This is a genomic window from Hymenobacter qilianensis, from assembly GCF_014489555.1.
Lineage (GTDB): Bacteria > Bacteroidota > Bacteroidia > Cytophagales > Hymenobacteraceae > Hymenobacter > Hymenobacter qilianensis.
Genome location: NZ_CP060784.1, coordinates 1,447,407 through 1,470,715 on the forward strand (window position 1 = coordinate 1,447,407; position 23,309 = coordinate 1,470,715).

Annotated in this window: 26 protein-coding genes and 2 pseudogenes; 8 read left to right on the forward strand and 20 right to left on the reverse strand. The window is 53.8% G+C overall.

Going from position 1 to position 23,309, the window contains the following annotated elements:
* Nucleotides 1–26 precede the first annotated feature (26 nt).
* From H9L05_RS06605 to H9L05_RS06630, 8 genes and pseudogenes are all read right to left on the reverse strand, one after another.
* Complete coding sequence (locus tag H9L05_RS06605) at nt 27–821, reverse strand: cation transporter (protein WP_187733507.1); 795 nt, start codon at nt 819–821, stop codon at nt 27–29.
* Nucleotides 822–860: 39 nt separating this feature from the next.
* A pseudogene (gene arsB / locus H9L05_RS06610) lies at nt 861–1,963 on the reverse strand (ACR3 family arsenite efflux transporter).
* 95 nt (nt 1,964–2,058) lie between these two features.
* The gene (locus H9L05_RS06615; protein WP_187733508.1) at nt 2,059–2,526 is read right to left on the reverse strand and encodes a DUF6428 family protein; all 468 of its coding nucleotides are present in this window, start codon (nt 2,524–2,526) and stop codon (nt 2,059–2,061) included.
* Nucleotides 2,527–2,554: 28 nt separating this feature from the next.
* On the reverse strand, nt 2,555–2,905 hold the full coding sequence (locus H9L05_RS06620; RefSeq protein ID WP_187733509.1) for an ArsR/SmtB family transcription factor: 351 nt from the start codon (nt 2,903–2,905) through the stop codon (nt 2,555–2,557).
* Between the two features lie 123 nt (nt 2,906–3,028).
* Nucleotides 3,029–3,523, reverse strand: a complete 495-nt coding sequence (locus tag H9L05_RS25955; protein WP_317175136.1) for a class I SAM-dependent rRNA methyltransferase — start codon at nt 3,521–3,523, stop codon at nt 3,029–3,031.
* The gene (locus H9L05_RS25960; protein ID WP_317175137.1) at nt 3,433–3,864 is read right to left on the reverse strand and encodes a class I SAM-dependent methyltransferase; all 432 of its coding nucleotides are present in this window, start codon (nt 3,862–3,864) and stop codon (nt 3,433–3,435) included. The genes H9L05_RS25955 and H9L05_RS25960 overlap by 91 nt, the downstream gene beginning before the upstream one ends.
* A gap of 35 nt (nt 3,865–3,899) precedes the next feature.
* The gene (locus tag H9L05_RS25965) at nt 3,900–4,271 is read right to left on the reverse strand and encodes a hypothetical protein (RefSeq protein ID WP_317175138.1); all 372 of its coding nucleotides are present in this window, start codon (nt 4,269–4,271) and stop codon (nt 3,900–3,902) included.
* A 54-nt stretch (nt 4,272–4,325) separates the two neighbouring features.
* On the reverse strand, nt 4,326–4,664 hold the full coding sequence (locus H9L05_RS06630) for an SRPBCC family protein (protein ID WP_223284779.1): 339 nt from the start codon (nt 4,662–4,664) through the stop codon (nt 4,326–4,328).
* A gap of 267 nt (nt 4,665–4,931) precedes the next feature.
* Here H9L05_RS06630 and H9L05_RS06635 point away from each other — a divergent pair, with 267 nt between their 5' ends.
* Both H9L05_RS06635 and H9L05_RS06640 read left to right on the forward strand, forming a co-directional pair.
* Nucleotides 4,932–6,572: a hypothetical protein gene (locus H9L05_RS06635; RefSeq protein WP_187733510.1), complete on the forward strand. Its 1,641-nt coding sequence runs from the start codon at nt 4,932–4,934 to the stop codon at nt 6,570–6,572.
* Nucleotides 6,573–6,674: 102 nt separating this feature from the next.
* A complete protein-coding gene (locus H9L05_RS06640) occupies nt 6,675–7,127 on the forward strand; it encodes a GNAT family N-acetyltransferase (protein WP_187733511.1) in 453 nt (150 codons plus the stop codon).
* 13 nt (nt 7,128–7,140) lie between these two features.
* On the opposite strand, the gene H9L05_RS06645 is transcribed toward H9L05_RS06640, so the two are convergent.
* Nucleotides 7,141–8,238 carry a M20/M25/M40 family metallo-hydrolase gene (locus tag H9L05_RS06645; RefSeq protein ID WP_223284780.1) on the reverse strand — a complete coding sequence of 366 codons (1,098 nt, stop codon included), beginning with the start codon at nt 8,236–8,238 and terminating at the stop codon, nt 7,141–7,143.
* The gene (locus tag H9L05_RS23310) at nt 8,235–8,669 is read right to left on the reverse strand and encodes a hypothetical protein (protein WP_223284781.1); all 435 of its coding nucleotides are present in this window, start codon (nt 8,667–8,669) and stop codon (nt 8,235–8,237) included. The genes H9L05_RS06645 and H9L05_RS23310 overlap by 4 nt, the downstream gene beginning before the upstream one ends.
* Before the next feature lie 113 nt (nt 8,670–8,782).
* Here H9L05_RS23310 and H9L05_RS06650 point away from each other — a divergent pair, with 113 nt between their 5' ends.
* On the forward strand, nt 8,783–9,652 hold the full coding sequence (locus H9L05_RS06650; RefSeq protein WP_187733512.1) for a TolB-like translocation protein: 870 nt from the start codon (nt 8,783–8,785) through the stop codon (nt 9,650–9,652).
* Nucleotides 9,653–9,671: 19 nt separating this feature from the next.
* On the opposite strand, the gene H9L05_RS06655 is transcribed toward H9L05_RS06650, so the two are convergent.
* Nucleotides 9,672–10,097 (reverse strand): hypothetical protein, encoded by a 426-nt coding sequence (locus H9L05_RS06655; RefSeq protein ID WP_187733513.1) that lies wholly within the window; start codon nt 10,095–10,097, stop codon nt 9,672–9,674.
* Between the two features lie 368 nt (nt 10,098–10,465).
* Nucleotides 10,466–10,678: a hypothetical protein gene (locus tag H9L05_RS06660; RefSeq protein WP_133274492.1), complete on the reverse strand. Its 213-nt coding sequence runs from the start codon at nt 10,676–10,678 to the stop codon at nt 10,466–10,468.
* Nucleotides 10,679–11,106: 428 nt separating this feature from the next.
* Here H9L05_RS06660 and H9L05_RS06665 point away from each other — a divergent pair, with 428 nt between their 5' ends.
* Nucleotides 11,107–11,514, forward strand: coding sequence for a BLUF domain-containing protein (locus H9L05_RS06665; RefSeq protein ID WP_187733514.1), 408 nt, complete (start codon nt 11,107–11,109; stop codon nt 11,512–11,514).
* 8 nt (nt 11,515–11,522) lie between these two features.
* Here the strand turns inward: H9L05_RS06665 and H9L05_RS23315 are convergent, their stop codons facing one another.
* Complete coding sequence (locus tag H9L05_RS23315) at nt 11,523–11,897, reverse strand: TlpA family protein disulfide reductase (protein WP_223284782.1); 375 nt, start codon at nt 11,895–11,897, stop codon at nt 11,523–11,525.
* Complete coding sequence (locus tag H9L05_RS23320) at nt 11,894–12,130, reverse strand: hypothetical protein (RefSeq protein ID WP_223284783.1); 237 nt, start codon at nt 12,128–12,130, stop codon at nt 11,894–11,896. The genes H9L05_RS23315 and H9L05_RS23320 overlap by 4 nt, the downstream gene beginning before the upstream one ends.
* A 261-nt stretch (nt 12,131–12,391) precedes the next feature.
* Here H9L05_RS23320 and chrA point away from each other — a divergent pair, with 261 nt between their 5' ends.
* The gene (chrA, locus tag H9L05_RS06675) at nt 12,392–13,585 is read left to right on the forward strand and encodes a chromate efflux transporter (RefSeq protein ID WP_187733515.1); all 1,194 of its coding nucleotides are present in this window, start codon (nt 12,392–12,394) and stop codon (nt 13,583–13,585) included.
* 249 nt (nt 13,586–13,834) lie between these two features.
* A complete protein-coding gene (locus H9L05_RS06680; protein ID WP_187733516.1) occupies nt 13,835–14,272 on the forward strand; it encodes a hypothetical protein in 438 nt (145 codons plus the stop codon).
* A gap of 37 nt (nt 14,273–14,309) precedes the next feature.
* On the opposite strand, the gene H9L05_RS06685 is transcribed toward H9L05_RS06680, so the two are convergent.
* The 4 genes from H9L05_RS06685 to H9L05_RS06700 form a co-directional block, all read right to left on the reverse strand.
* Entirely contained in the window at nt 14,310–17,306 is a 2,997-nt protein-coding gene (locus H9L05_RS06685) for a DEAD/DEAH box helicase (protein WP_308421996.1), read from the reverse strand.
* A 135-nt stretch (nt 17,307–17,441) separates the two neighbouring features.
* Nucleotides 17,442–18,671 carry an FtsX-like permease family protein gene (locus tag H9L05_RS06690; protein WP_187733517.1) on the reverse strand — a complete coding sequence of 410 codons (1,230 nt, stop codon included), beginning with the start codon at nt 18,669–18,671 and terminating at the stop codon, nt 17,442–17,444.
* A 215-nt stretch (nt 18,672–18,886) separates the two neighbouring features.
* Nucleotides 18,887–19,696: a class I SAM-dependent methyltransferase gene (locus H9L05_RS06695; RefSeq protein WP_187733518.1), complete on the reverse strand. Its 810-nt coding sequence runs from the start codon at nt 19,694–19,696 to the stop codon at nt 18,887–18,889.
* Between the two features lie 98 nt (nt 19,697–19,794).
* On the reverse strand, nt 19,795–20,223 hold the full coding sequence (locus H9L05_RS06700) for a ribosome-binding factor A (protein ID WP_187733519.1): 429 nt from the start codon (nt 20,221–20,223) through the stop codon (nt 19,795–19,797).
* A gap of 205 nt (nt 20,224–20,428) precedes the next feature.
* Between H9L05_RS06700 and H9L05_RS06705 the strand changes: the two genes are divergently transcribed.
* Both H9L05_RS06705 and H9L05_RS06710 read left to right on the forward strand, forming a co-directional pair.
* Nucleotides 20,429–21,520 (forward strand): hypothetical protein, encoded by a 1,092-nt coding sequence (locus H9L05_RS06705; RefSeq protein ID WP_187733520.1) that lies wholly within the window; start codon nt 20,429–20,431, stop codon nt 21,518–21,520.
* Between the two features lie 13 nt (nt 21,521–21,533).
* Nucleotides 21,534–21,839, forward strand: a complete 306-nt coding sequence (locus H9L05_RS06710; RefSeq protein WP_187733521.1) for a hypothetical protein — start codon at nt 21,534–21,536, stop codon at nt 21,837–21,839.
* Between the two features lie 79 nt (nt 21,840–21,918).
* Here H9L05_RS06710 and rpiB read toward each other — a convergent pair.
* Nucleotides 21,919–22,346 (reverse strand): annotated as a pseudogene (gene rpiB, locus H9L05_RS06715) (ribose 5-phosphate isomerase B).
* A 49-nt stretch (nt 22,347–22,395) separates the two neighbouring features.
* Nucleotides 22,396–23,286, reverse strand: a complete 891-nt coding sequence (tatC, locus tag H9L05_RS06720; RefSeq protein WP_187733522.1) for a twin-arginine translocase subunit TatC — start codon at nt 23,284–23,286, stop codon at nt 22,396–22,398.
* Nucleotides 23,287–23,309 lie beyond the last annotated feature (23 nt).

Below are 23,309 nucleotides of genomic sequence, written 5' to 3' on the forward strand. Positions count from 1 at the left end.
GAACAAATAAACTACTGATATTCAGCCTACTTGGCGAGTTGAAAAATACGGAAGGCCCCGCGCGCGACCAGCGCGAATACCACAAGTCCGATGAGTAGATCGGGCCAGGCAGAGCCAGTAACATACACGAGCCCGCCAGCCACGATTACCCCCATGTTGGCAATTACATCGTTGGAAGTAAACACTTGGCTGGCTTGCATATGCACCTGCTGGCTGCGCGACTTTTGTAGCAGGTACAGCGAGGCCGAGTTGCCCACCAGCGCCAGCGCCGAGATGCCCATCATTAAGCCAAAGTCCGGCTCTTGCTCCCCGACTGCGAAGCGTCGCAGGACCTCGACCAACCCACCCACGGCTAGGGCGAGCTGAAAATATCCGCTGAGCTTGGCCACCCGTTTTTGCGTGCTTACAATCCGGCTGACAGCGTACAAGGCCAAGCCATATACCAGTGCATCGGCCAGCATATCAAGGGCGTCGGCCAGCAAGCCTATGGAGTGGGCCAGAAAGCCCGTCAGGGCTTCCAGCACAAAAAAGAAGAAGTTGATGCCCAACACCGTCCAAAGCAACCGTCGGTCAGCGGGCGCGTCTTCGGTCAGCTCGGCTAGGCCGGCGTCGGCCGTCGCGATTAGTGTGCTGTTTAACCGAAGCCCTTCCAACGTCTTAGCCAAAGGCTCCACGGCGCCAGTGTGAAAAATGGTCAGTTGCCGGCCCGGCAAGTCAAAGTGTAGCCCTTCCACGGCTTCATTTCCCACGAGCTTCATCCGAATGAGCTGCTCTTCGGCGGAACAGTCCATGTTGGCGATGTGGAATATGGATTTGTTCATTGCGAATGGTGAAAAATCTTCTGCTCCGCAACACGAACATTAAGCTTGCGGGGCTACCGTTCGGCCGGCGTACCAGCGGCGGCGAAACCAAAACGCCACATTAACCAGCGCAATCAGGGCCGGCACCTCAATCAGCGGGCCGATGACACCGGCAAATGCCTGGCCTGAGTTCAGGCCAAATACACCGATGGCCACGGCAATAGCCAGCTCAAAATTGTTGCCGGTGGCAGTGAAGGCGATGGAAGCATTTTCGGCATAATCGGCCCCCAGCCACTTGCCGGCCGCAAAGCTGACGACGAACATAATGCCGAAGTACAAAGCCAACGGTAGCGCTATGCGCAGCACATCCAGCGGAATCCGCACGATCAGCTCGCCCTTCAAACTGAACATGACCACAATAGTCAGCAGCAAGGCAATCAAGGTAATCGGGCTGATGGCGGGGATAAATACCTGCTCATACCAGGCGTCACCCTTAAGGCGACGCAGTATCAGGCGCGATAAAAAGCCCCCAGAAACGGAATTCCCAGATACACGAGCACGCTCTGGGCAATATCCCAGATGCCGATGTTTACGGCGTAGCCTCTCAGGCCGAAATACGGCGGCAGCACGGTGATAAACAGCCAGGCCAGCACGGAGTAGAAAAGCACCTGAAAAATGGAGTTCAGCGCCACCAGTCCGGCGGCGTACTCGCGGCTGCCATCGGCTAAGTCGTTCCACACCAGCACCATGGCAATGCAGCGGGCAATACCAATCAGAATCAGGCCCATCATGTATTCCGGCTTATCGGGCAGTAGCCAGATGGCCAGAAAAAACATGAGCAGCGGCCCCACCAGCCAGTTCAGCACCAGCGACAGCCCGATGATGCGGGTGTTCTTAAAAACCGTGGGCAGTTGCTCGTACTTTACCTTAGCCAGGGGCGGATACATCATCAGAATGAGGCCAATGGCAATGGGCACATTCACGGTACCAACCGTAAAGTAATCGACGGCCCGCTCCACGCCCGGCACGAAGTAGCCCAAGGCCACACCCAGACCCATGGCCAGGAATATCCAAAGCGTCAGTCCTCTATCGAGGCCGGAGAGCTTTTTTTGGGCTATGGCCTCGGGCGGTGGACTCGGATGAATCGGGTGAGTTGGGGTCATGGGGTGACGCTAAGCAGAAGTTTAAAAAAGCCCCCAGAGTCAGCCGGCTACAAGCGAACAAGCAGAAGCTGGAGTAAGCTAACACAGATACCGCCTTAGCAGCAACCGCCGCCGGGCGCGCAGCAGGAGCCGGCTACTTGCAGTTGGGGCAGCGCAAACTGCTGGGCCGCCGGAATACCGCAGGCATCCTGAGCCAGGCAAGCAGTCTGTTTGGCCGTCAGAATAAAATCCTGGCCATCGAATGTCAACCCGAACTTGCCAATGGTATCCTGCTGATACTCCACTTCGATATCCAGATCGTCGCGGCCCAGAATCTTCTCCGAGAGGTTGAGAATGTGCAGAAACTTCTGCGGCGCGAGTCGGTGGTCGTAGTCGCCGGCTTCCCAGAGCTGGAAGTTCGCCACCGTTTCCTTGCGCTCTACACCGCCGCAATCAATAAAATGCTTGGTTACCAAACCCACTTCCGTCACGTGGAAATGCGAGGGGAGATATTCACCGTTGGGCAGACGGAAATTAATAGCCTCCAGCCCTGTCAAAGACTGCTTCATTTCAGAGATTTTCATGTTTTCTTACTTTGTGAGGTGAAAAATACTAGCAGGCGCACCCATCTTCCGGTCCGCATGCGGCGCCGGTGGTAGCCTCATTAAAAAAGCCGGTAAACTGCTGATGTACCTGTTGCAGCAGGGCAGTATTTAGGCAGTAGCAAACGGTCAGTCCGTCAATCTCGCCCCGAATGAGGTCCAGGGCCTTCAGCTCCTGCAAGTGCTGGGAAACCGTGGTGCGCGAAAGTGGCAGCTCCGCCGCGATGTCGCCGGAAATGCAGGTTCTTTTGGAGGCCAGCAACTGAATAATAGCCACCCGCGCCGGGTGAGCCAGGGCTTTGGCCACGCGGGCCAGCTGTTGCTGCTCCTCGGTAAAGGCGGTGGTTTTGGCGTAGGTCATACACTAACTATGAAGTATAACGTAAATATACGACATAGTATGACATATGTTTACGACACAGATAATTTTTATCTACGAGGTGATGCGCTTAGCCTTGGTCAGAGCTGTAAAAACAGCGTTGCCTTACTCTACCGCCAGCACTAAACCCTTCAGGTACTCGCCTTCGGGATGGAACAAGCTTACCGGATGGTCGGCGGGCTGGGTGAGATGATGGAGCACCCGCACCTGCCGGCCAGCCTCGATAGCGGCAGCCAACACGGCACCCTGAAACAGCTCACGGCTAACTACCTGCGAGCAGCTGAAGGTGAATAAAATGCCCCCCGGCGCGATGCGGCGTAGGCCGGCCGCGTTCAGGCGCTTGTAGCCCATCAGGGCATTGTGCCGGGCTGAGAGGTGCTTAGCGAAGGCCGGCGGATCGAGCACGATAAGGTCGTACTGCTCTTCGCTGGCTTTCATAAACGTGAACACATCCTGGGCATAGGCCGCGTGCTTGTCTTCCAGGCCGGTGAGGGCCGCGTTGCGTTCAGTTAGCTCGATGGCGCGCTTGGAGCTGTCCACGGAGTGCACCAGCGTAGCGCCGGCTTGCAGGGCGTACACCGAAAAGCCCCCGTGTAGCAAAACGTGTTCAGCACGCGGCGGCCGGCGGAGTAGCGGGCCAGCAGATCGCGGTTGTCGCGCTGATCGATGAAAAAGCCGGTTTTCTGGCCGGTTTCCCAATCAACGGCAAATGGGTGAGCATTTTCGTGTACCAGATGCTCGGTGCCGGTGGAAGAACCCAGCAAGTAGCCGTTCTGCGCGTCGGGGGCGGCTTTTGCGGGTACGGTTTCAGCGCTTTTATCGTAGATGGCCCGTAGCTTATCACCCAGCACGGCTTTTAAAGCTTCCGCAATTTGCGGGCGGGCCAGATACATACCGGCGCTGTGCGCTTGCAATACGGCCACGTCGCCGTACACGTCCACAATCAGACCCGGCAGGCCGTCGCCCTCGGCATGGATCAGGCGGTAAACGTCGGTAGCATGGCTGTCGGCCGACTGGGGGCTTTTTTCCTAGTTGGCTGCTCCGCATTTGTTTTCTGCGTTGTCAGGCCTAAGCGCTGGCGCAACTGGTAGGCGTTGCGCAGCTTTCCCTGCCAAAAGGCGGCATCTGGTTCTGTAGCCTCCGGGCCAAAACCCAGCATACGCACGGCAATGGAGCCCGGCGCATAATGGCCCATGCCCAGCTGTTCGCCGTTGGAGGCCTGTACAATCACCACCTCACCTTCCTGCGGCTGGCCCTGCATACGGGCAATAGCCCCCGAAAACACCCATGGGTGCAGGCGGCGTAAGGATTGATCTTTACCAGGTTTGAGGGTGACGATGGCGGGCATAGCGGCAAGGAATAAAAGGGAACTGGGGAGCAAAAGTACGCCAATCCGCGCCCCTCACCGAAACAGCCGACGATAAATAGGCCGGCGCCACGCAAACTGCGCCCACATCACCGGATAGAGCAGCGCATCCAGCACCGGCGAAACCGTTCGGTATTCTACGGCATCGATGATATCAGTGCCGCCATCGGGGCTGGGCTGCATCAGGTGGCGATGGCGCCAGAAGCGCAATGGGCCGGGGAGCTTTTGGCCCTCATCCACGAAAAAATGAGTGCCGTTGGGCAGTACGCCATCATCGGTAATCAGGCTGGTCCAGCTCTGGCTAATGGGTCCTACCACTAATTCAATCTCCACCTGGTCGCCGCGGCGGCTGCCGTCGAAGCGGTGCAGGCGCATTCGGGGAAAGGCGGCGCCAGCTGCATGAATAGCTCCCGGGTGAAGCCGGCCATGACCTGAGCCGGCGACTGGGCTACGTGGGTGCGGAGAGTAAGGTGCATAGCATCAAACAGGTAGCTGCGCGGTTAGTTGTCTTGCAGCTTTACCAGTAAGATTAGTGTTAGTTTTTTATGCAAAAAAAGTATGTATTTTAGAGCGCACAAAGATGTAGTTTGCATATGAGATTATCATTAAAATCACAGTCACAATTAAATTAAAGCCACTTAAATGCAAAAATACTTTATCACTAAAAATCATCGGCTTATTGACATAGCTTTCTTATTAGCAGCCACAATTTCGTTACAAATTTATTTTTTGTTTGACCTAGGGTTTTATAGTGATGACTGGGCATTCTTGGGAGTATTATCAAATATTAAATCGAGCGGATTATTGACGTTCATATACGATTTTTTTATAATATATAAAGACATACTTATAACTCGCCCCATCCAAGTCATACAATTGTCTTCATTATATTGGTTTTTTGACACATCGCCGCTTGGCTATCATATTAGTAATTTGTTTTTCTTATCCCTTTTAGTTATATATTTTTACTTAAGTTTAAACAAATTAAATGCTCCGCGTATTGCAGCGTTCACAATACCTCTTATATACACTTTATTACCTCATTACTCTACAACTAGAATGTGGGTAGCAAGTTTTACTATTAATGTTAGTACATGCTTTTTCTTTATTAACATATATGCTAATATGAAATATATAGAATCATTAGAAAAAGGCAAGAGTAGCTGGCAATGGCTATTGACAAGCTTAGCTAGCCTAGCAATTTCAATATTGGCGTATGAAGTTATAGTACCACTATTCGTGTTGAATTTTTTAATAACATGGTGGAAATGCCGTAGCAAGGGTTTAAAATGCGCAGGTATAATTTCTTTAAGCGTTCTAATATATTTATTGTGTATTTTATTCAAAGTTCATTACTCTACGCGAATAGGTGGATATAATTCTAATTATTTAATAAGTATTACACAAGCTTTTAAATCGGCTGCCATAAATGACTTTTATACATATGGATTTAAATTACCTAAGCACATATGGCATTTGTTTCAAACTCGCACTAGCGGAAATACATATTTTATTGCCCTTTCTCTTTCTTTAATAATATTTTTGTACCTTATCCAATTTAAAATTCAGGCTTATACAAGAAGGTTTTGGCTGCTTACAATTTTATCAGGAGCAGTGATTTACTTAATGGGGTATTCTATATTCTTAACTGCCAATAATCTGTCACCTACTCCTACTGGAATTAACAACAGGGTTACAACTGCGGCTGCAATAGGAGTATCAGCATGCTTTTTTGGATCAATTGGATTAGCATCTTTTCATATAAGGAATAAAAACATCAAAACTTTCATTTTTGCTTTTCCCGTTTCCGTTTTGTGTGGATCCGGATACATTGCTAACTACGCAATCAGCACATTCTTTTCAAGGTCGTACATTAGCCAACTAAAGATACTTGATTCTCTACAGAGAAGGGGTCCAGAACTCACCACAAAAAACACATTAATATTAGACGGCATATGCCCATATGTAGGTCCTGCTCCTATATTTGATTGTGAGTGGGATCTAGCTGGAGCGTTACAAAAAATTTATAAAAATACCTATATAAAAGCGGATGTCCGGACAAACAGATTAAGTTATAACGAAAAAGGATTAACAACTATCACATATGGAAAAAAGAATTTTTATGCTTATAATCAATATTTAATAATATATAACAACCAAACTGAAAAATACTTTATACTAAAAAACTTTGAAGATGCTAAAGCGTATTTCACTACAAATCTATCATCAGATATAAGCACTTGCGCCGAAGGAAGAGAAGGATATGGTGTAAATATTTTTTAGTATTCAAAAATAAAAACAAGTAAAATCCTAATCACATGGTATTTTGTAGCTGGGGGAGAATCTTTGATACAACTGCTTCGCCCGATAGCAACCTAAACTTCCATGCTACGCCTCATCCGAACAAGCTCCGACAACCCCGACTTTCGGGCGCTAGTACAATTGCTCGACCACGAGTTGGGAGCGCGCGACGGCGCCGACCATGCCTTTTACGCCCAGTTCAATAAGGTTGAAGCAATTAAGCACACAGTGGTAGCCTATCAGCACGACGAGCCAGTGGGCTGCGGAACTTTCAAGGAATTTACCGGCGAATTGGTGGAAATCAAGCGCATGTATATGCAGCCAGCCTTGCGCGGCCAGGGCGTCGCAGCGTCAGTCCTGACGGAGTTGGAGCAATGGGCCCGAGAGTTACACTACAGAGGCTGTGTACTGGAAACCGGAATGAAGCAACCAGAAGCCATCCGCCTTTACGAAAGAAGTGGTTATCAGCGCATCCCCAATTATGGACAATATGTGGGCGGTGAAAACAGCGTGTGTATGCAGAAAGGGCTGATATAGTTATGAAACCGCGCTACTTCAGCTGCATAATCGCGGCCATGGTTTCCATCCCGTCCCAGAGGTTGCCCAATCGGATATTCTCGTTTTCGGCGTGCTGGTTGTTGTCGTAGTTCGCCACGGGTACGGTGAGCGTGGTCGCGTTTATTTTCTTGAACACGTGCAGCGGCAGGCTACCGCCTGAGGTAGGTACCTGCACCACCGGCTGCGTGCTTGTGCGCTGCACGGCTACCACTACTTCCTGAGCCAGAGGCAGATCCATGGAAGTGCGTTCGGCATTGTAGCCGGTGTGAGGCGTTAGGCGCACGATGCGCGGATAGCGGGCCCGCTCGGCGTCAGTGGGTTCTTGAGTTGTCACGAAAAAGCCTTGGCGCCGAATGTGGCTTACTACTTTGGCTACCTGCCGCTCCCAGTCGTTGCCCAGCACCAGACGCAGATCCAGGGTTGCCTCGGCGGTGGTGGGAATCACGTTGGCCGCCTGCGCACCCACATTTGCGCTGCGCATACCGTTTATGTTCAGCGAAGGCTGATTGATTAATTCGCTTAAATTTTGCCCCCCACCATCGGCCCGGGCAAAGCTGAGCTCCTTCTGGATAGCCGCGTCGAGGTTAGGCACGCGGCTCAGGGCCTGCTGCTCCTTGGCAGTAAGGGGAATTACGTCGTCGTAAAAGCCCTCGATGGTCACGCGGCCGGTGCTATCCTTCATAGAAGCAAGCAATTGTGCCAGCGCCAGCGCCGGATTGGGGGCCCAGTTGCCGTAGTGCCCGCTGTGCAGAGGCCGCTTCGGACCATACACGGTGAGGCCCACATTTACGTCGCCCCGAGCGCCGAACACCACCTGCTTCTGCCCCGACTGATGTACCGGCCCATCACAAATAATCCAGAGGTCGGAGGCGAGCAGGGCGCGGTTACCTTCCACAATCTCGCTTAGGTGCGGCGAGCCTTTCTCTTCTTCGCCTTCGAAAAAGAATTTGATGTTGACACCGGGCCGCTGCTTGCTTTGCACCAAAGCTTCATAGCCCGCCAGAATGGCCATCACGCCGGCTTTGTCATCGGAGCTGCTACGGGCGTAGAGGCGCCAGTCGGGCCCGGACGTTTCCCCAGCCTGCATCATCGGGATAAATTGCCCCCATGAGTCAAGGCAGCGCTGGTTAGCTGGGGCTTAAAAGGACTTAGCCCACTGGCCCACTGCGCCGCATTGACCGGCTGACCATCGTAGTGCGCATAAAATACAATGGTGCGCTTGGCACCGGGCGTACGCACCTCGCCATACACGGCGGGCGGCACGCCTGGGGTCTTCGCTGGCAATAGCTGCCCTTTAATACCCCGTTTCTGCATCATGCCCAGAATAAAGCTGGCCGTCTGGCGCAGATTGGCGCTATCCGCGGCCACATTTGGGATGGCCAGAAACTGCATATACTCCGTTAAGAGAGTCAGTTCATGGGTTTGGCGGTAGCGCCGCACCTTATGCACTCCCGAATCGGGGCCCGCAAATCCTACCAGTGCCAGGAGCAAAATCAGACTCGCCGCGTATTGTTTTTTCATAACAACTAGCCGGGCACAAAGTGGGCGCAGCCACGAACAAGGTAAGCGGCTCCAGGCAAAAAGCCATATTTCATGAACTAGTCTTACTTTCACTTTTCGTAGCCCCTCCCCTGATGAACCGACTAGCCCTCCTTCTCTGCTGCCTTTTCCCTTTCCTGGCCTCGGCGCAGGCAGACACCGACATTTATCTAGTTGACTTGTCGGTGAAAGGCAATACGGTGGTACTATCTAATCCGCGCAACATTACTCCGCACAAAGGCTACGATAACCAGCCTTTTTTCCACCCCGCTTTGCCCCTGCTCTACTACTCGTCTAGCACGGATAGCAGCCGCACCGACCTGAAATCCTACAACTATAAAACTGCCCAAACGCAGCAGATTACGGCTACGCGTGAGCGGGAATATTCGCCCCTGCTCACGGCCGATCAACAGTTTCTCTCCTGCATTATCCAGCGCGACAATGGGCAGCAGGACTTAGGCAAATACCCCCTGAAGGGTGGCCCGCCTATTATTTTGGTGGACAAGTTGAAAGTGGGATATCATGTCTGGATTGACCAATCTCGCCTGCTGGTGTACGCGCTAGCAACGCCCAGCAGCGAGCTGCACTACCTCAACCTGACAACCAACAGCGACACCATCATTGCCCGCAACATTGGCCGCTCGCTGAAACAAATCCCCAATCAGACGGCCCTTAGTTTTCTGGAGAAAACGCCGGAAGGCAAGTGGCTGATTAAGCGGTTTGATACCAACACCCAAGCTATCAGCATTCTGGGGCCGGCGCTGGAGGGGTCCGAAGATCTGGCCTGGACAAAAAATGGTTTGATGCTAATGAGCAATGGACAGCAGATTTACGCCTGCCGGCCTGGGCACCGCGATGGCTGGAAGCCGGTAAAGATGACGGGAACAGCACCCGGCCTGAATAAAGTTAGTCGGCTGGCCATTAATGCGGCCAATAATCAGATGGCTGTCGTGGTCAGTGAATGAACGACGCGCGCCACTGGCTTCAGCGGGCCAGCCTGTGGCGCGCGTCCCACTCGGCTGCCAGCGCGGGCAGACGGCGTGATCCATCAGTAAGCCAGTGCAAAGCCGCCTCTGAGTCGGTGAAGTACTGCGCGTCGAAGCGGATACCTGGCTGCACCAGATCGTGTAAGGCGTCGATAGCCAGCTGATTGTGCACCCGAAAACTATCGATTACCAGCACCAGCCGCTCGAGGGTCAGTGTTACCAGCTCGGGCATCCAATGGTCGCCGAGCCATACCTGGTCGGCCAGGGATAAGTCGGGTACGGTGTTCATATCGATCAGCAGGTGGCGCACCTGCAACATTCGGATCAGACCCAGCAGCTGCTGAGAGCTGGTATGAAGCCCGCTCATATCGGGGCCATTTATCCACTCCAGGCGCAGCACACTCAGCACTTGGTCGTATTGCAAACAGAAGTGGGGAATGCTGCGGATAATCACAAGTGGAACCAGAGAGTGTAGCATCGCCGTCGCGGCCCCAACGCAAGAAACAGAAATTGGGCCGAAAGGCGTAGGTGCTGGCTGAGCCCGCATTTTACCAGAATCTGCTCCTGCTGAGCGCGCACCGGCAACGTGCGGTTGAGCAACTGTGGATGATAAAAAAAGCCCCCCAGCCTATGGTTTTTGCCTTGTGATAACCAAGGCACTACACAATTTCTAAACAGCCTAACATGACAAAGCCCGCACTTTGGGAGTGCAGGCTATCAGACAAGGCTTTACTGGTTCAGCTATTGATCAGCTATAGAATCAGGAAGCGAAGTTGGAAGGGGAGTTAAGTATTAACGAACTGTGAAGCCTTTAGCTTCCCAAACGGGCACGTTTTGAGTGCGCACGAAGCGCGTTTCAACATGGCCCCAGGCGTCTTGTTTGTACATTACCGTTTTGCCTTGCTCACGCGTGTGCAGGGAAAGCAGGTGATCGGCATGCGACATTGCGGGGCCAGTAGTTTCGATGGGTTTGCGCGCCCGTGGGCGCTTAACTGAAGTGGACATAAACAGCTAACGTCAAGACTGGCCAAAAAGGGTCAGTCTGGTTAATTTAAATTTTCATTTCTACGAATAGTAGCGCTTCTAAGGGCGTACAACCCGATTTGTGATCCGTGTAAGGGCACACCTTACGTGGTCATCATTACCCCTGCACCGGTAGAATACCATCAACGCTATAGGGTGTGGCTCAGATAGTAATGTACTTCGTTTGCCTGATCGTGGGGGGCAAATCTGCTCCCTGCAACACGTCAACGTAATATACAAGGTCCGGGTTTTTTTCTTATTTACCGCCGCCAGCCGTTCAAATTCCTGTCAGCGGCGTTCTTTCCGGTGTTTTTGCAGGAGCATAAAGTGCCGCTAATTGTGTATCTTCTCTTACCCAAGCGCAACCCCAGCCGTGGTTAGCGGCGAAGCCCTGTTGCGCGCGGGCCGCTATGTTCTATCAACTAATCTATGTCAGCCGAGCTGTAGCACCGCTAAGTGCAGAGGCTATGCAGTCCTTGGTTACGCAAGCCCGCAACTTCAACTCTATCCATCATATCACGGGGGTTTTATTTTACGATGGTGAGCACTTTGCTCAGATATTGGAAGGAGCGGAAGCAGAGGTAGAAAACTTATTTGCCCGCATTCAAGCCGATACCCGGCACCGGCAGGTAACCGTGGTTACGCGCTCCCGCCGGCCCCGGCGTGAATACCCGCATTGGGGTATGGCCGGGCACCTGCTGGCGAGCGCACAGTTTGCCGAATTGGTAAAGTGTCTGCCAGACGAGCCGGAGCAGTTCGCGCCCCGGTCGTTGCGCGTCCGGCTGGAGCCCTTTGTGGCGCATAGTCCACGGCTGTAGTGCTATGCTCAGCCATTAGGAACAAATAAGTTTTCCAGCGCTGCTTTAAACTCCGGGGTATCGTACTCGGCCATGCCGTCGTGGCGGGCCGCTACCTGCCCATCTGGGCCAAGGATGACGGTAGAAGGAATGGCGCTGGAATTGAAGGGTGCCGGCAGCGGACCCGTAGGAAAATACACCGGGAAAATATAGCCCCGACGCTTGAGCAGCGCCTGTGCCTTTGCCGGTTTTTCGTCGAGCGAAATCATCACAAACGCGACTTTCGTCTTATCTACCTTCTCATACAAGGCGTGTATGCCCGGCATTTCGGCCACGCAGGGCGGGCACCAGCTCGCCCACATATTCACAAATACTACTTTCCCTTTCAGCTCACTCAGGTTCATACTTTTGCCCCCAGCGTAACCAGAGTCAGATTGTGGGGGTAAGCCCCGCCGCCGGTGGTCGTTGTTTTATCTTTTGGCGCGCCAGTAGCTAACGTCGGCAGATCAGGCTTCCATAGCCCGGTGGCCAGCAACCCGCGCTGCATGCCTCCCAATACAATCGGACGCAGGTCGGTGAGCAGAACGAGGGCCAGAATGGCGAAAGGCAGCCATTGCAGCAGATTTTTACGATTCATGGACGGATAGTTAAGAAGAAAACGGCGAGGAACAGAAAAAGCTGCCGCTTTATGCTCCAACGGGCTGAGGCTTGGTTTGCACAGGAAGCCAGCTTGCCGTCGCCATCAGCTCATCAGAATGCAGGGAAATGGTGCCTCTCCTCTGATCATTTACGTTATTGCAACGCATGCTCCAGCCTTACCACGCTACTACCAACACTCATATCAGCATAGCCGTGCTGCTCAACGATAGATTCTGTGAGCGCTTATAACGGGGAGCTCATGGATAGGACAGATACGACTACCTCACTCGGCGAACTGGCGCTGCTGTTTTTGCGCCTGGGCTCTACTGCCTTCGGCGGACCCGCGGCGCACATTGCCATGATGGAGGAAGAAGTAGTGCGCCGACGGGGCTGGCTTACGCAGGAGCGGTTTCTGGATTTGCTTAGCGCGGCCAACCTCATTCCTGGCCCCAACTCCACTGAGCTGGCCATCCATATTGGTTATGAGCGGCGCGGCTGGGCGGGGCTGCTGGTGGCGGGCATCTGCTTTATTCTGCCGGCAATGCTCATTGTTATGGCCTTTGCCTGGGCCTACGTGCGTTTCGGCACCTTACCAGCCATGAGCGGCGTGCTTTATGGCGTGAAGCCGGTTATTGTGGCGGTGGTAGCACAGGCACTCTGGAGTCTGGGGCGCTCGGCGCTCAAAACCAGAACATTGCAGCTGTTGGCTGGCGCTGGACTGGCATTGGCGCTATTGGGAGTGGATGAGTTGCTGCTCCTGTTTGGTGCCGGCATAGCGACGGGCGCCCTGCGCTGGCCAACGCTGGAAACCAAACGCGTGCCCCCGGCGCTACTGTTATTGATGGGCGCCGTGGCAGCGCTGGCGTTGTTACCAATGGTCTTCGGACTAAAGCCCAGCGACGCGGCCGGTAGCGCGCCGCTCGGTTTGGGGCCACTTTTTTTGGTGTTCGTCAAAATTGGCTCCGTGCTTTACGGCAGCGGCTACGTGCTGCTCGCCTTCCTCGATGCCGACTTAGTACAACGCTTCCACTGGCTTTCGCAGGTGCAGCTGCTCGACTCAGTAGTGGTCGGACAGGTCACGCCAGGGCCGGTATTTACGACGGCTACCTTCGTAGGCTACGTGCTGTTGGGCTGGGCGGGGGCATTGGTGGCTACGGGAGGCATTTTTCTGCCCGCTTTCTTCTTTGTTGGTTTCAGTATCCCACTGTTGAAGCGTTTGCGACAGTCGCCCTTAGCCGGTGCCTTCCTCGACGGCCTTAATGCCGCCTCTTGGGCACTTATGGCCGCCGTTTCATTCACGCTTGCCCGTACCGCGGTTGTGGATGCGCCTACCGTAATGCTTGTCGTGGTCAGCGCGGTGCTGCTGCTCCGGTATAAGGTCAACTCGGCGTGGCTGGTGCTGGGTGGGGCCGTAGTTGGCTATGGCCTGCAAGCGTTATCTTTGGCAGGATAAAGTACAATGAGTAATAACCTGATTGCTAATAACATAGACGCGTACAGCGAAGAATAGTCGCGGGTACTCATCGCCAACCGAAAAAGCCATTTGGTAGCTGTGCGGCTTTCCATGCTGATGGGGGGCTTTTTAGGCCATCAGGCTACATTAATCGATAGTCTCAGTATCAAACAATTAGCTTTTAGTAACAGATTAAAAGTTGGGGCGTAGAACGGAAGGCGCTATTTCACTTCTATACGCTCCCACTTTATGTCTAGCCACGACCCTAGCCGCCGCAGTACCTCTGATGAAATCAACGCTGAACTAGACCGGGACGCAGCCGGACGGGTGCGGGCTTGTGCACAAGCCGGACCTGCCGCTTTGGAAAGACGAATACAGGAGTTGGATCAAGAGTGGGACATCGACCGCACACTAATGGCGAATGCCTCTGTGCTATCGTTGCTGGGCTTTGCCGCCAGCCGTACCGTTGATCGGCGCTGGATTGCCTTACCCGGGGTTGTTGCATCGTTTTTACTGTGGCACGCAATCCAAGGCTGGTGCCCGCCGCTACCCGTTTTTCGCAAGCTAGGCTACCGAAGCCGCCGGGAAATTGACACGGAGAAATATGCACTTAAAGCCTTGCGAGGAGATTTTAGTGGCTTAACCACCGATCAGCCGCATCAAGCCTGGCAAGCTGCCAAACAGTAACTCGTGGGGGGCAAAATAACCAGTTGTACTGCTGCGCCTAGCCCAGCAGCTCCTCAATATCCTCTTTCGTCAGACTTTTGATAATTGTCTCGTCGGTTGAGATTAAGTCCGTGACAAGCTGAATCTTCTTATTCTGCAGCGCCAGAATCTTCTCTTCTACCGTGTTCTTCGAGATAAACTTATAGGTAAATACCGTGCGCTGCTGGCCTATGCGGTGGGCGCGGTCAACGGCCTGCGCTTCCACGGCAGGGTTCCACCACGGATCAAGGATAAACACATAGTCAGCAGCGGTCAAATTAAGCCCTACGCCGCCGGCTTTCAATGAAATCAGAAATACCCGCAAGTCCTCGGTTTCCTGGAAACGGGCAACTTCCTTGTGCCGGTCGCGCGTGTTGCCGTCGAGGTAAGCGTACTCGATTTGCTTTTCGTCGAGGGAAGCCCGCACAATATCCAGGTGCTTCACGAACTGGCTGAATACCAAAACTTTGTGCCCCTCGGCTACCACGCTGCGAATCATGCGAACAACTTCGCGCAGCTTGCCCGACTCCGCTTCGTAGGTTTCGTCGGCCATGCGCGGATGATTGGCAATCTGGCGCAATTTCGTCAGGCCCTGCAACAGCATAAACTGCGTGCTGGCCGTGCCGTGCTCCTCAATATTGCGCAGAATCTTGTTGCGGTAAAAGCTCTTGGTTTCCTCGTAGCACTGCGTCTGCTCGTCTGTCATGGAGCAGTAGCTAAGGTGCTCTATTTTGTCCGGCAGCTCTTTAGCTACTTGCGCCTTATGGCGACGCAGAATAAAGGGTTTGATGAGCGCATGAAGTTTCCGGGTGCGGGTTTCGTCCTTACCTTTTTCAATGGGCTTAAGAAATTCCTTGCGGAAAAATGCTTGTGAACCCAGCAAGCCGGGGTTGATGAACGACATCTGCGACCACAAATCCATGGTGCTGTTCTCAACAGGCGTACCAGTTAGAATAAGACGATGGCGAGAGTGCAGCCCCCGCACGGCCTGCGACGTGGTAGAGGAAGGGTTTTTAATGGCCTGCGACTCATCCAGAATCACGTAGTCGAACTTGTAGGTTTTGAGCAGCTCCGCGTCGAGGCGTACGATGCCGTAACTGGTCAGCACCACATCGTAATCCGAGAACTGCTCTACGTTTTTGTCGCGGTAGGTGCCCGTGTAGATAAGAAGCCGCAAACTGGGCGCAAACTTAAAGGCTTCGCTCATCCAGTTGAAAACCAACGAGGTAGGCATCACAAGCAAAGAAGCCGAGCCAGAACTATCGCCGCTTTCTTTGCGCTGAAGCAGCAAAGCCAGGGTTTGAATGGTTTTACCAAGGCCCATGTCATCGGCCAGGCAGCCACCGAAGCCATAGTCTTTCACGAAGTGCAGCCAATCGTAGCCCGCCTTCTGATAGGGTCGCAATTTGCCCTTAAACCCGGCTGGCATAGCCTGTTCTTCCACTGTTTCGAAGCCGCGCAGCTTTTCCAGCTTCCGCGACATGGTAACGGTAGCCAAGTTGCCATTTTGCAAGTCCGAGACCAAGGCCAAATGGTGTTTGCGCAGCGTAAGCGTATTATCGGTTTCCTCCGAAAACGCGAACAGCTCCAAATACTGCGAAAACCACTCTTCCGGAATAATGGCAATCTGGCCGTTAGGCAACCGATATTCGTGGCGGCGCCCCAGAATGTAGGAGCGCAGCTTCACAAACGGGATTTCAAACTCGCCAAAGCGCACGGTGCCATGCACATCAAACCAGTCGTTGGACTCGGTGATGCCGACTTCTACCGTAATGGCACCGATAAAGTAGTCTTTGCCCGAAGTAGTGCTCTGCTGCACCGTAAAGCCCAGACGCGACAGATCTTCAGCATGGCTGTGGAGCCAGCGAAAAGCGGTGGCTTTTTCGAGCACCGCGCGGCCGTTGCGCACTTCCAGCGCCCGATCGGCCAGTTCCTGAATCATGGCCTCCTCGTGGTCGATATTGCGAATGAGGCGATGAAAAATGTAGCTGTCGGCCGTTTTTTCCAGCTTTACGCTCACCCGCTTATCGAAGCTGTTGGGCACGGTGTGGTCGCCGTAGCGGAACGACAGATCGAAGTGAATGTGGCCGGACGAAACGGTAGTGGAGGCGCTGGGGGGCAAATTTCCGTTGCGAGCGCCAGCGCGGGGCGCTGCGTCTTCGGTCACGACCAGTGCGCCGGGCACATCAGAGAAGGTAAGCTGGGGCCGGGCCACGTAGCGCTCCGAGCGAATATCAAAGCCGCGTGCATGCACGTCGAACGACTCGACCAGCGGGGCCACAAAGCGTTGAAAGTAGCTGTCTTCTACCTGCCGTGGAATAACGATAAACTTCTTATTCAGAAAGGGTTGCAGCTTCTTGCCGTCCACGTCATTGCGGAAGCTGTAGAGCACGTCGCTCACCAGCAGCCACGCGGGCTGGGCACATACGACTACCGCGTTTTTGAATTGAAAATCAAGCTTTTGTCCCTTGTACTGAATGGTGGGGAAATAGTGGGTATTATCCTCATTGCGACGGAAGTGAAAGAGCACCGAGGCTGGCTCATCGGCCATACTGATCTCGCGCCAGGTGGGCTCGCCGTCTTTGCCCATAATGAAGACACATTTGCCCCCCAGACGCGCCAGAATTTGCCCCATGCGCTCCTGCACGTAGCGGGCTATCTGCTCCTGTAAGCTTTTATCGCCCTTTTCAGGGTCATATATTTTAAAGAAAAAATCGGCCGGCGTGGTTTTTTTGGGCCAAAACTCTTTGATGACGCAGTCTTGCTGAATCTGGTCGGTGAGGGCAATCAGCTCGAAATCGATTGCGTCGAGGCCGGCGGCAAACTCAGGAGCGTTCTTAACCGAAACAGTCTGATGCTGAAGGGTAAGCTGTCCGCGCGGATTGCGCTGAACTACGTAAGACTCAAATAAATAACCTAAGTATTCGTGTTCGAGCAGCGAATAAACAATTTGAAATGGCTGCGACGTAGAGACCTTCATAATCAGCGCCGGCAACGGCGTGGAAATCAATGACAAACATCAAATATTAACTTTTCTGGCGAAAAGCAAAGTATAATCTGTCACTAATTAAGATGAGCACAGACTACCGTTCCACCGGTTATAGCACTCCGGCGGGTTTATAGCATGCATACTCCGATAAGGGCTCTGGCGTTACAGATTTTCGCGCACATCGAGGCGCGAGGCATTCAGCGCGGGTCGGATAGAAACCGAAATGGTGATAATGATGATGGCAATACTCGTCAGTACAATGTCAGAAGATTGCATTTTCACTGGGTACGAATCGACAACGCTGGTGGCCATACCCATGGAAACTAAGCCAAATGTTTGCTGAAGCCAGCAAATTGTCATGCCCAGAATGAGCCCGACAATAGCCCCGACAAAGGCGACAATGGCGCCTTCCAGCAAGAACACATTGCGCACGGTGCGGTTGGTGGCCCCCATCGCCATCAGAATGGCAATGTCTTTTCGCTTGTCGATGACCAGCATAGACAGCGAGAAGAAAATATTGAGCGAGGCAATAAGCAGGATGAAGGCGAAGGTGATGAACACGAACATCTTCTCCACTTTGATGGCTTTCAGCAGGCTTACGTGCTGCTCATCGGAGTTCAGCACTTTAAACTTGGGGCCAATGAGGCGCTGAATATCGGCTTGGGTTTCCTCCACCGGATGGTCCTCGGCTACGCGCACTTCCAGCGCCGTGCGCCGGTTGCCGTACTGCAGCAACTCCTCGGCAAAATCCAGGGGCACAAACACATAGCTATTATCAATTTGCTGCTCAATCAGAAAAACGCCCCCCGCCAAAATAGACTGCTCAGAAAAGGCATTTTCGGGGTTCATGGACAGCGTGCGTTTGCCGGTATTGCGCGGGTACAGTAAGCGCAAGGGCGAGAAGCGGTTGTCGAGGGCGATGCTCAGCTCGTGCTGCACGCCGGCCCCGATGAGCGCATACGCTTCGCCGCCGCGGCGCAGCCGATGGTCGCCCTCCACAATGGACGAGTCGATATTGGTTTGGGCGAAGTAGTTGCCGGTTACGCCCTTCATCTTTACCACCATCTGCCGGTCGTGGTACTGGAGCAAGGCGTTATCTTCGATTACTTCGGTCACCAGACTCACACCGGGCGCGGTACGCAGACGATTGAGCAGGGTATTGTTTACCTCAAATGACTTGCCTTCCACCGCCGTGATCAACAAATCGGGGTCAGATTTGCCGTAGAGGGTGCGCACCAAATCTTCGAGCCCATTGAACACGGACAGCACAATAATCAACGACATGGTACCCACCGCCACCCCAATCATGGAGATGTTGGAGATGATGCTGATGATGTTGCGCTTTTTCTTAGACGAAAAGTAACGCCGGGCTATGAGCAACGAAACGTTCATGCGGGGCGCAAACGGGGAATGACAACGGGGCTTATCACGGATTTAACTGGCGCAACGCATAAATTCATCCAAGCGGCGCAGACGCTCTTCGTGGTTGTGTGAAAGCTCAGAGAAGTCGTTTTTATCAGGCATTACAAACCGGAGCAGACGAGACGGCGAAAGCAAAGAAGTTAGGCAAGATACGCGGCTTCGCGGAAAGGCGATGCGCTGGGGGGCTATTTCCAGGCTTTCACGATGAGGCCGGTGCCGGAATCGTGCTTGGAGCTGGCATCAATCCAGTTTAGAAGCAAGCAGAACGGAAACGTGATGAGATAATAGAACGGCAATACCACAAAGAACCATTTGGACGCGCCCAGCATCAGAATCGGGTACTTCATGCTCAGGCGCCACGAAATCTGGCCGGGCTCGCCGTAGCTGTACTGGGCCTCAATGCGGTCGAAGCCGGCGGTGCGCAGCTTCTGCTGAATCTCGTGGATGTTGTAGCCATCGCGCACGTGCTCCTCAATAAAGCTGGTTTCGTCGTCGCCGTGTACGTCGGAGCCACCTTGGTCAGAAGGGGTAGAGATCAGCAACATACCGCCGTCTTTCAGCGAGGCGTGAATGTTCGTGAACACTTCCACGTCTTCCAGAATATGCTCCATCACATCCACCGACAACGCCAGATCAAATGTGTTCGGCTCCTGATAAAGCACCAAGTCCTGCACCGCGAACTGCACATTCACCCGCCCGATTTGGCGAAAGAAGCGGTTGGAATCGGCAATCTGCTCGTCTTTCACATCGACGGCGAGAATCTGCCATTTCTTGCTCAAGCCCGAAAGCCAGTAGGTATATTGCCCGTAACCGGAGCCCGCATCAAGAATATTCAGAGCCTCATCGGTGCGACCTTTGGCCCACTGCCGCAACTCGCGGTGCACGTGCCAGGTGCGCAGCAACAATAAATCGAGCAGATAATAGAAGAGGCGGCGCAGCCAGGGCGTGCGGTTAAACACCTCCCCCAGCGACTTTTTAATCGGGTCGTAATACAAAGTTCTGTTACCTGTTGTGAATAGTCGGTTGCCGGCTTAGAGTAGTTTGGGGGCTTTTTCGGTGAAGCATAAGGCTTCACGCTTGCCTATCCCGGACTTTACTCGTCTTCGTCGGCAAATAGCTTGGGACGCTTGCTCTCGGGCGGCGTATCCGCTTCGTCGTCGGGAGCCGGCGCAGGCGGAATATGCAGGGTATTGATCACCTCATCCATCCGGGCAGCGTACGATGCGCTGTCATCGAGAAAGAAATTCAACTCCGGGATGACGCGCACCTGCTTGCGAATCCGTTTGGCTAAGGCCTGACGAATGGCTTTGCCATTGTCGCGGATGTCGCGCAATACGGCCTCACTGTCTTTAACCAATAGCAGACTCAGATACACGCGGGCCACGCCCAGATCGGGGGATACGCGCACGGTGCTGATGCCGGGGGGCAAACCTGGGAACAGGTGAGGCAGGTCGCGTTGAAAGACGGCGGCCAGATCCTGTTGCAACAAGCTGGCGAATTTTTGCTGACGTTTACTTTCCATAATAGCCGACAAAGGTAAGATTTAGGCAATCAGTAGTTCACACTCCGTAAGCAGACTTCAAACCCGAGGGCGATAATCAACGCCAATGGGCTCAGATGAAGCCTTCCCGCGCTTTCGTTTTAGCTTTACGCAGCCAAAACAGATTGAGTATTCTGATCGTCGCTTTTGGCTGCCTTTTAACTAAACTTTTTGCCCACGCTTCGCCTTGCTGCGTTTTTTTAAAAGTCCGCTTTCTACCCGACTGATCACGCTGCTGGTGCTGGTGCTGGCCGTTCGGCTGCCGTTGCTCTGGCTGGGCGTGCCGCTTACGGCCGCCGAGCTGCGGGCTTTGCTGATTGGGGAGCGCATGCACGCGGGCGCCCTGCTCTACCACGACCTCTACGACAGCACCGCGCCTCTGTCAGCCGTCGTTTTCGCTGCCCTCGATTTAATTGCCAGTCGGCCGCTGTGGCTGTACCGAATTCTGGCGTTGGCGCTCCTTCTATTTCAGGCGTTGCGGCTTAACCTGGTGCTCAACCGCGCCGATGTGCATCCGGAGCGGGGCTATGTAGCGGCCCTGACTTATCTGCTCGTAGCCAGCGTTACGGCCGAGCTTGATACGCTTTCGCCGCTGCTGCTGGGCCACACCTTTATTGTGACGGCGCTGAGTGCTTTGCTGCCCACCACCCGCGAGGGCTACGACAATCGCCGACTGTTTCGGGCCGGATTTCTGACCGGGCTGGCGGCGCTGTGCTATTTGCCGCTGGCGCTGTTTCTGCTGGTTGGCCTGTTCGCCGTTATCATCTTCGCTGCCAATTCCTTCCGAAGCTTTTTGCTGTTGCTGTGCGGGTTTTTCTTTCCGTATGTTGTCGTCGCCACCTTTTTCCTTTACACCGAAAGCCTTCCCGGCTTCGTGCAGTTTCATCTGCGGCCTACGCTGCAGGGTTTGGTAGCCGGCACCGATGGGCTACCCCTGTGGGTGCAGTTGCGGCTGCTGATTCTGCCCGGCGCTATTCTGCTGCTCGCGCTGGGGCGGGCCTTCACCACGTCGCTGGGGCTGGTATTTCAGGTAAAATTCCGGCAGCTGATGCTGGTTTGGCTGCTGGCCTCGGGGCTGATGATGGCCATTGGCGGTGGGGTAGCTCCCGGCACGCTGGTACTGGCTTTGCCGCCGCTCACCTATTTCGGGTTATTTCTGTGGCAAAAAGCCCCCGCCCCTGGGTGCCCGATGTGCTGCTGCTGGTCGTGCTGGGGGCATTTTAGTAATCCGCTACCGGGCCGTACTGGAGCTGGAGCAGCTGGTTCAGATTCCGGCTGAAAGCACCTATGCCATGCGGCCGCACCCGGCATACACGGCCGTGCAGGGGCAGCGCCTCCTGGTGCTTGGCCCCGACCGGCGCCCGTATGTGCAAAACAGCCTCGCCTCGCCCTACCTCGACTGGCGCTTAGCACAGGCTGATTTCGGCCACCTCAACGAATATGCCGCCATCTTCCGCTTGTCGCAGAATTTTGCCCCCCAGCCACCAACATACCTTATCGATGAGGTTGGCCTGCTGCCGGAGCTACGCTACAAGCTGCCCGCCATCTTTGGCCGCTACCAGCCCACTAGCACGCCGCGCGTGTACCGGCTGAGATAAATTTAATGGTTGAAGGTTAAATGGCTGGTCGCTCCCGCATCTCGTTGAACGACCAGCCATTTAACCTCCACCCATTTAATCAACAATCAATCTTATTGACGCGCGTTTGGTGACGCCCACCTTCAAATTCAGTGCTGAGAAACTTCTCCGCGATTTCGCGGGCCGCCTCTTCACTTACAAAGCGGGCCGGCACGCACAGAATATTAGCGTCGTTGTGTTGGCGGGCCAAGGAGGCTAGCTCGGGCTCCCAGGCAATAGCCGCGCGGATGCCGCGGTGCTTGTTGGCGGTAATGCACACGCCATTGGCGCTGCCGCAAACCAGAATTCCCTGCTTAAACTCATCAGCCGTGATGGCCGAGGCCAGCGGGTGCACAAAGTCCGGGTAGTCGACGGAATTGGGGAGTGCGTACCGAAGTCCTGAACTTCGTGGCCGGCTTCGCGCAACCACTTGGCCAGCATCTGCTTGTACTCAAATCCGGCGTGGTCGGAGCCAATGGCAATTTTCATCGTGGTGCAGTACTACGTTTTTTTTGAATGATAGAGCCCGGCAGCCAGCTTAGCTCTGGCCGTTATTAGCCACCAGATCCGCGTTGAGCTTTTGCAGACTATTTCGCCGTACGATGCGAGCAATATTGATACTCACCTCGTACAGCAGCAGAATCGGGATGGTAACGATGAGCTGAGACGATACATCTGGAGGCGTAATGATGGCCGCCACCACGAGGATAACCACAATAGCATGCTTGCGGTAGAGGCGCATGACCTCAGGCGTAATCAGACCAGCTTTAGCCAGAAAAAACACGATCATCGGCAGCTCAAATACAAAGGCGCAGGACAGCGACATGGTGGTAAGCGTGCTCAAATAGCTTTGCAGGTCAATCTGGTTTTCAATGCTGGGATCAAGCTGATAAGAAGCCAAGAAGTTGATACTCAAAGGCGCAGCAATGTAATAGCCAAACAGCAAGCCCAGAATGAACAGAATTGAAACGAAGAATACCGCGCCCCGCGAGTTCGCCTGCTCGTGCGGATATAAGCCCGGCTTCACAAAGCGCCACAGCTCCCAGAAGGTGTAAGGAAAACCCATGGCCAGCCCCACGATAAACGAGCTGCTGATGTGCATCGTCAGCTGCCCGCTCATCTGCCGGTTCTGAATATCAAACTTAATCGGGTCCACGCACAGGTCGGGGGCGTTTAGGAGCTTTCCGAACTCACAAAACATGCGGTACGTCCAGAAATCGGGGCGCGACGGGCCCAGAATCAGGTCGTGAAAGAGAAAGTCTTTCGCTAAAAAAGCCCCCAGCGTAAACACTAAGACCGCAATGGCGGCCCGAATGATATGCCAGCGCAAGGCCTCCAGATGATCGATAAAAGACATCTCCTGGGGCTCGCCCGGCCGGTTTTCGGCTTGGATGCTGGTTTGATCCACTGATACTTGGGTTAATAACATGAAGTAGGTAGCACCTCTGTAGT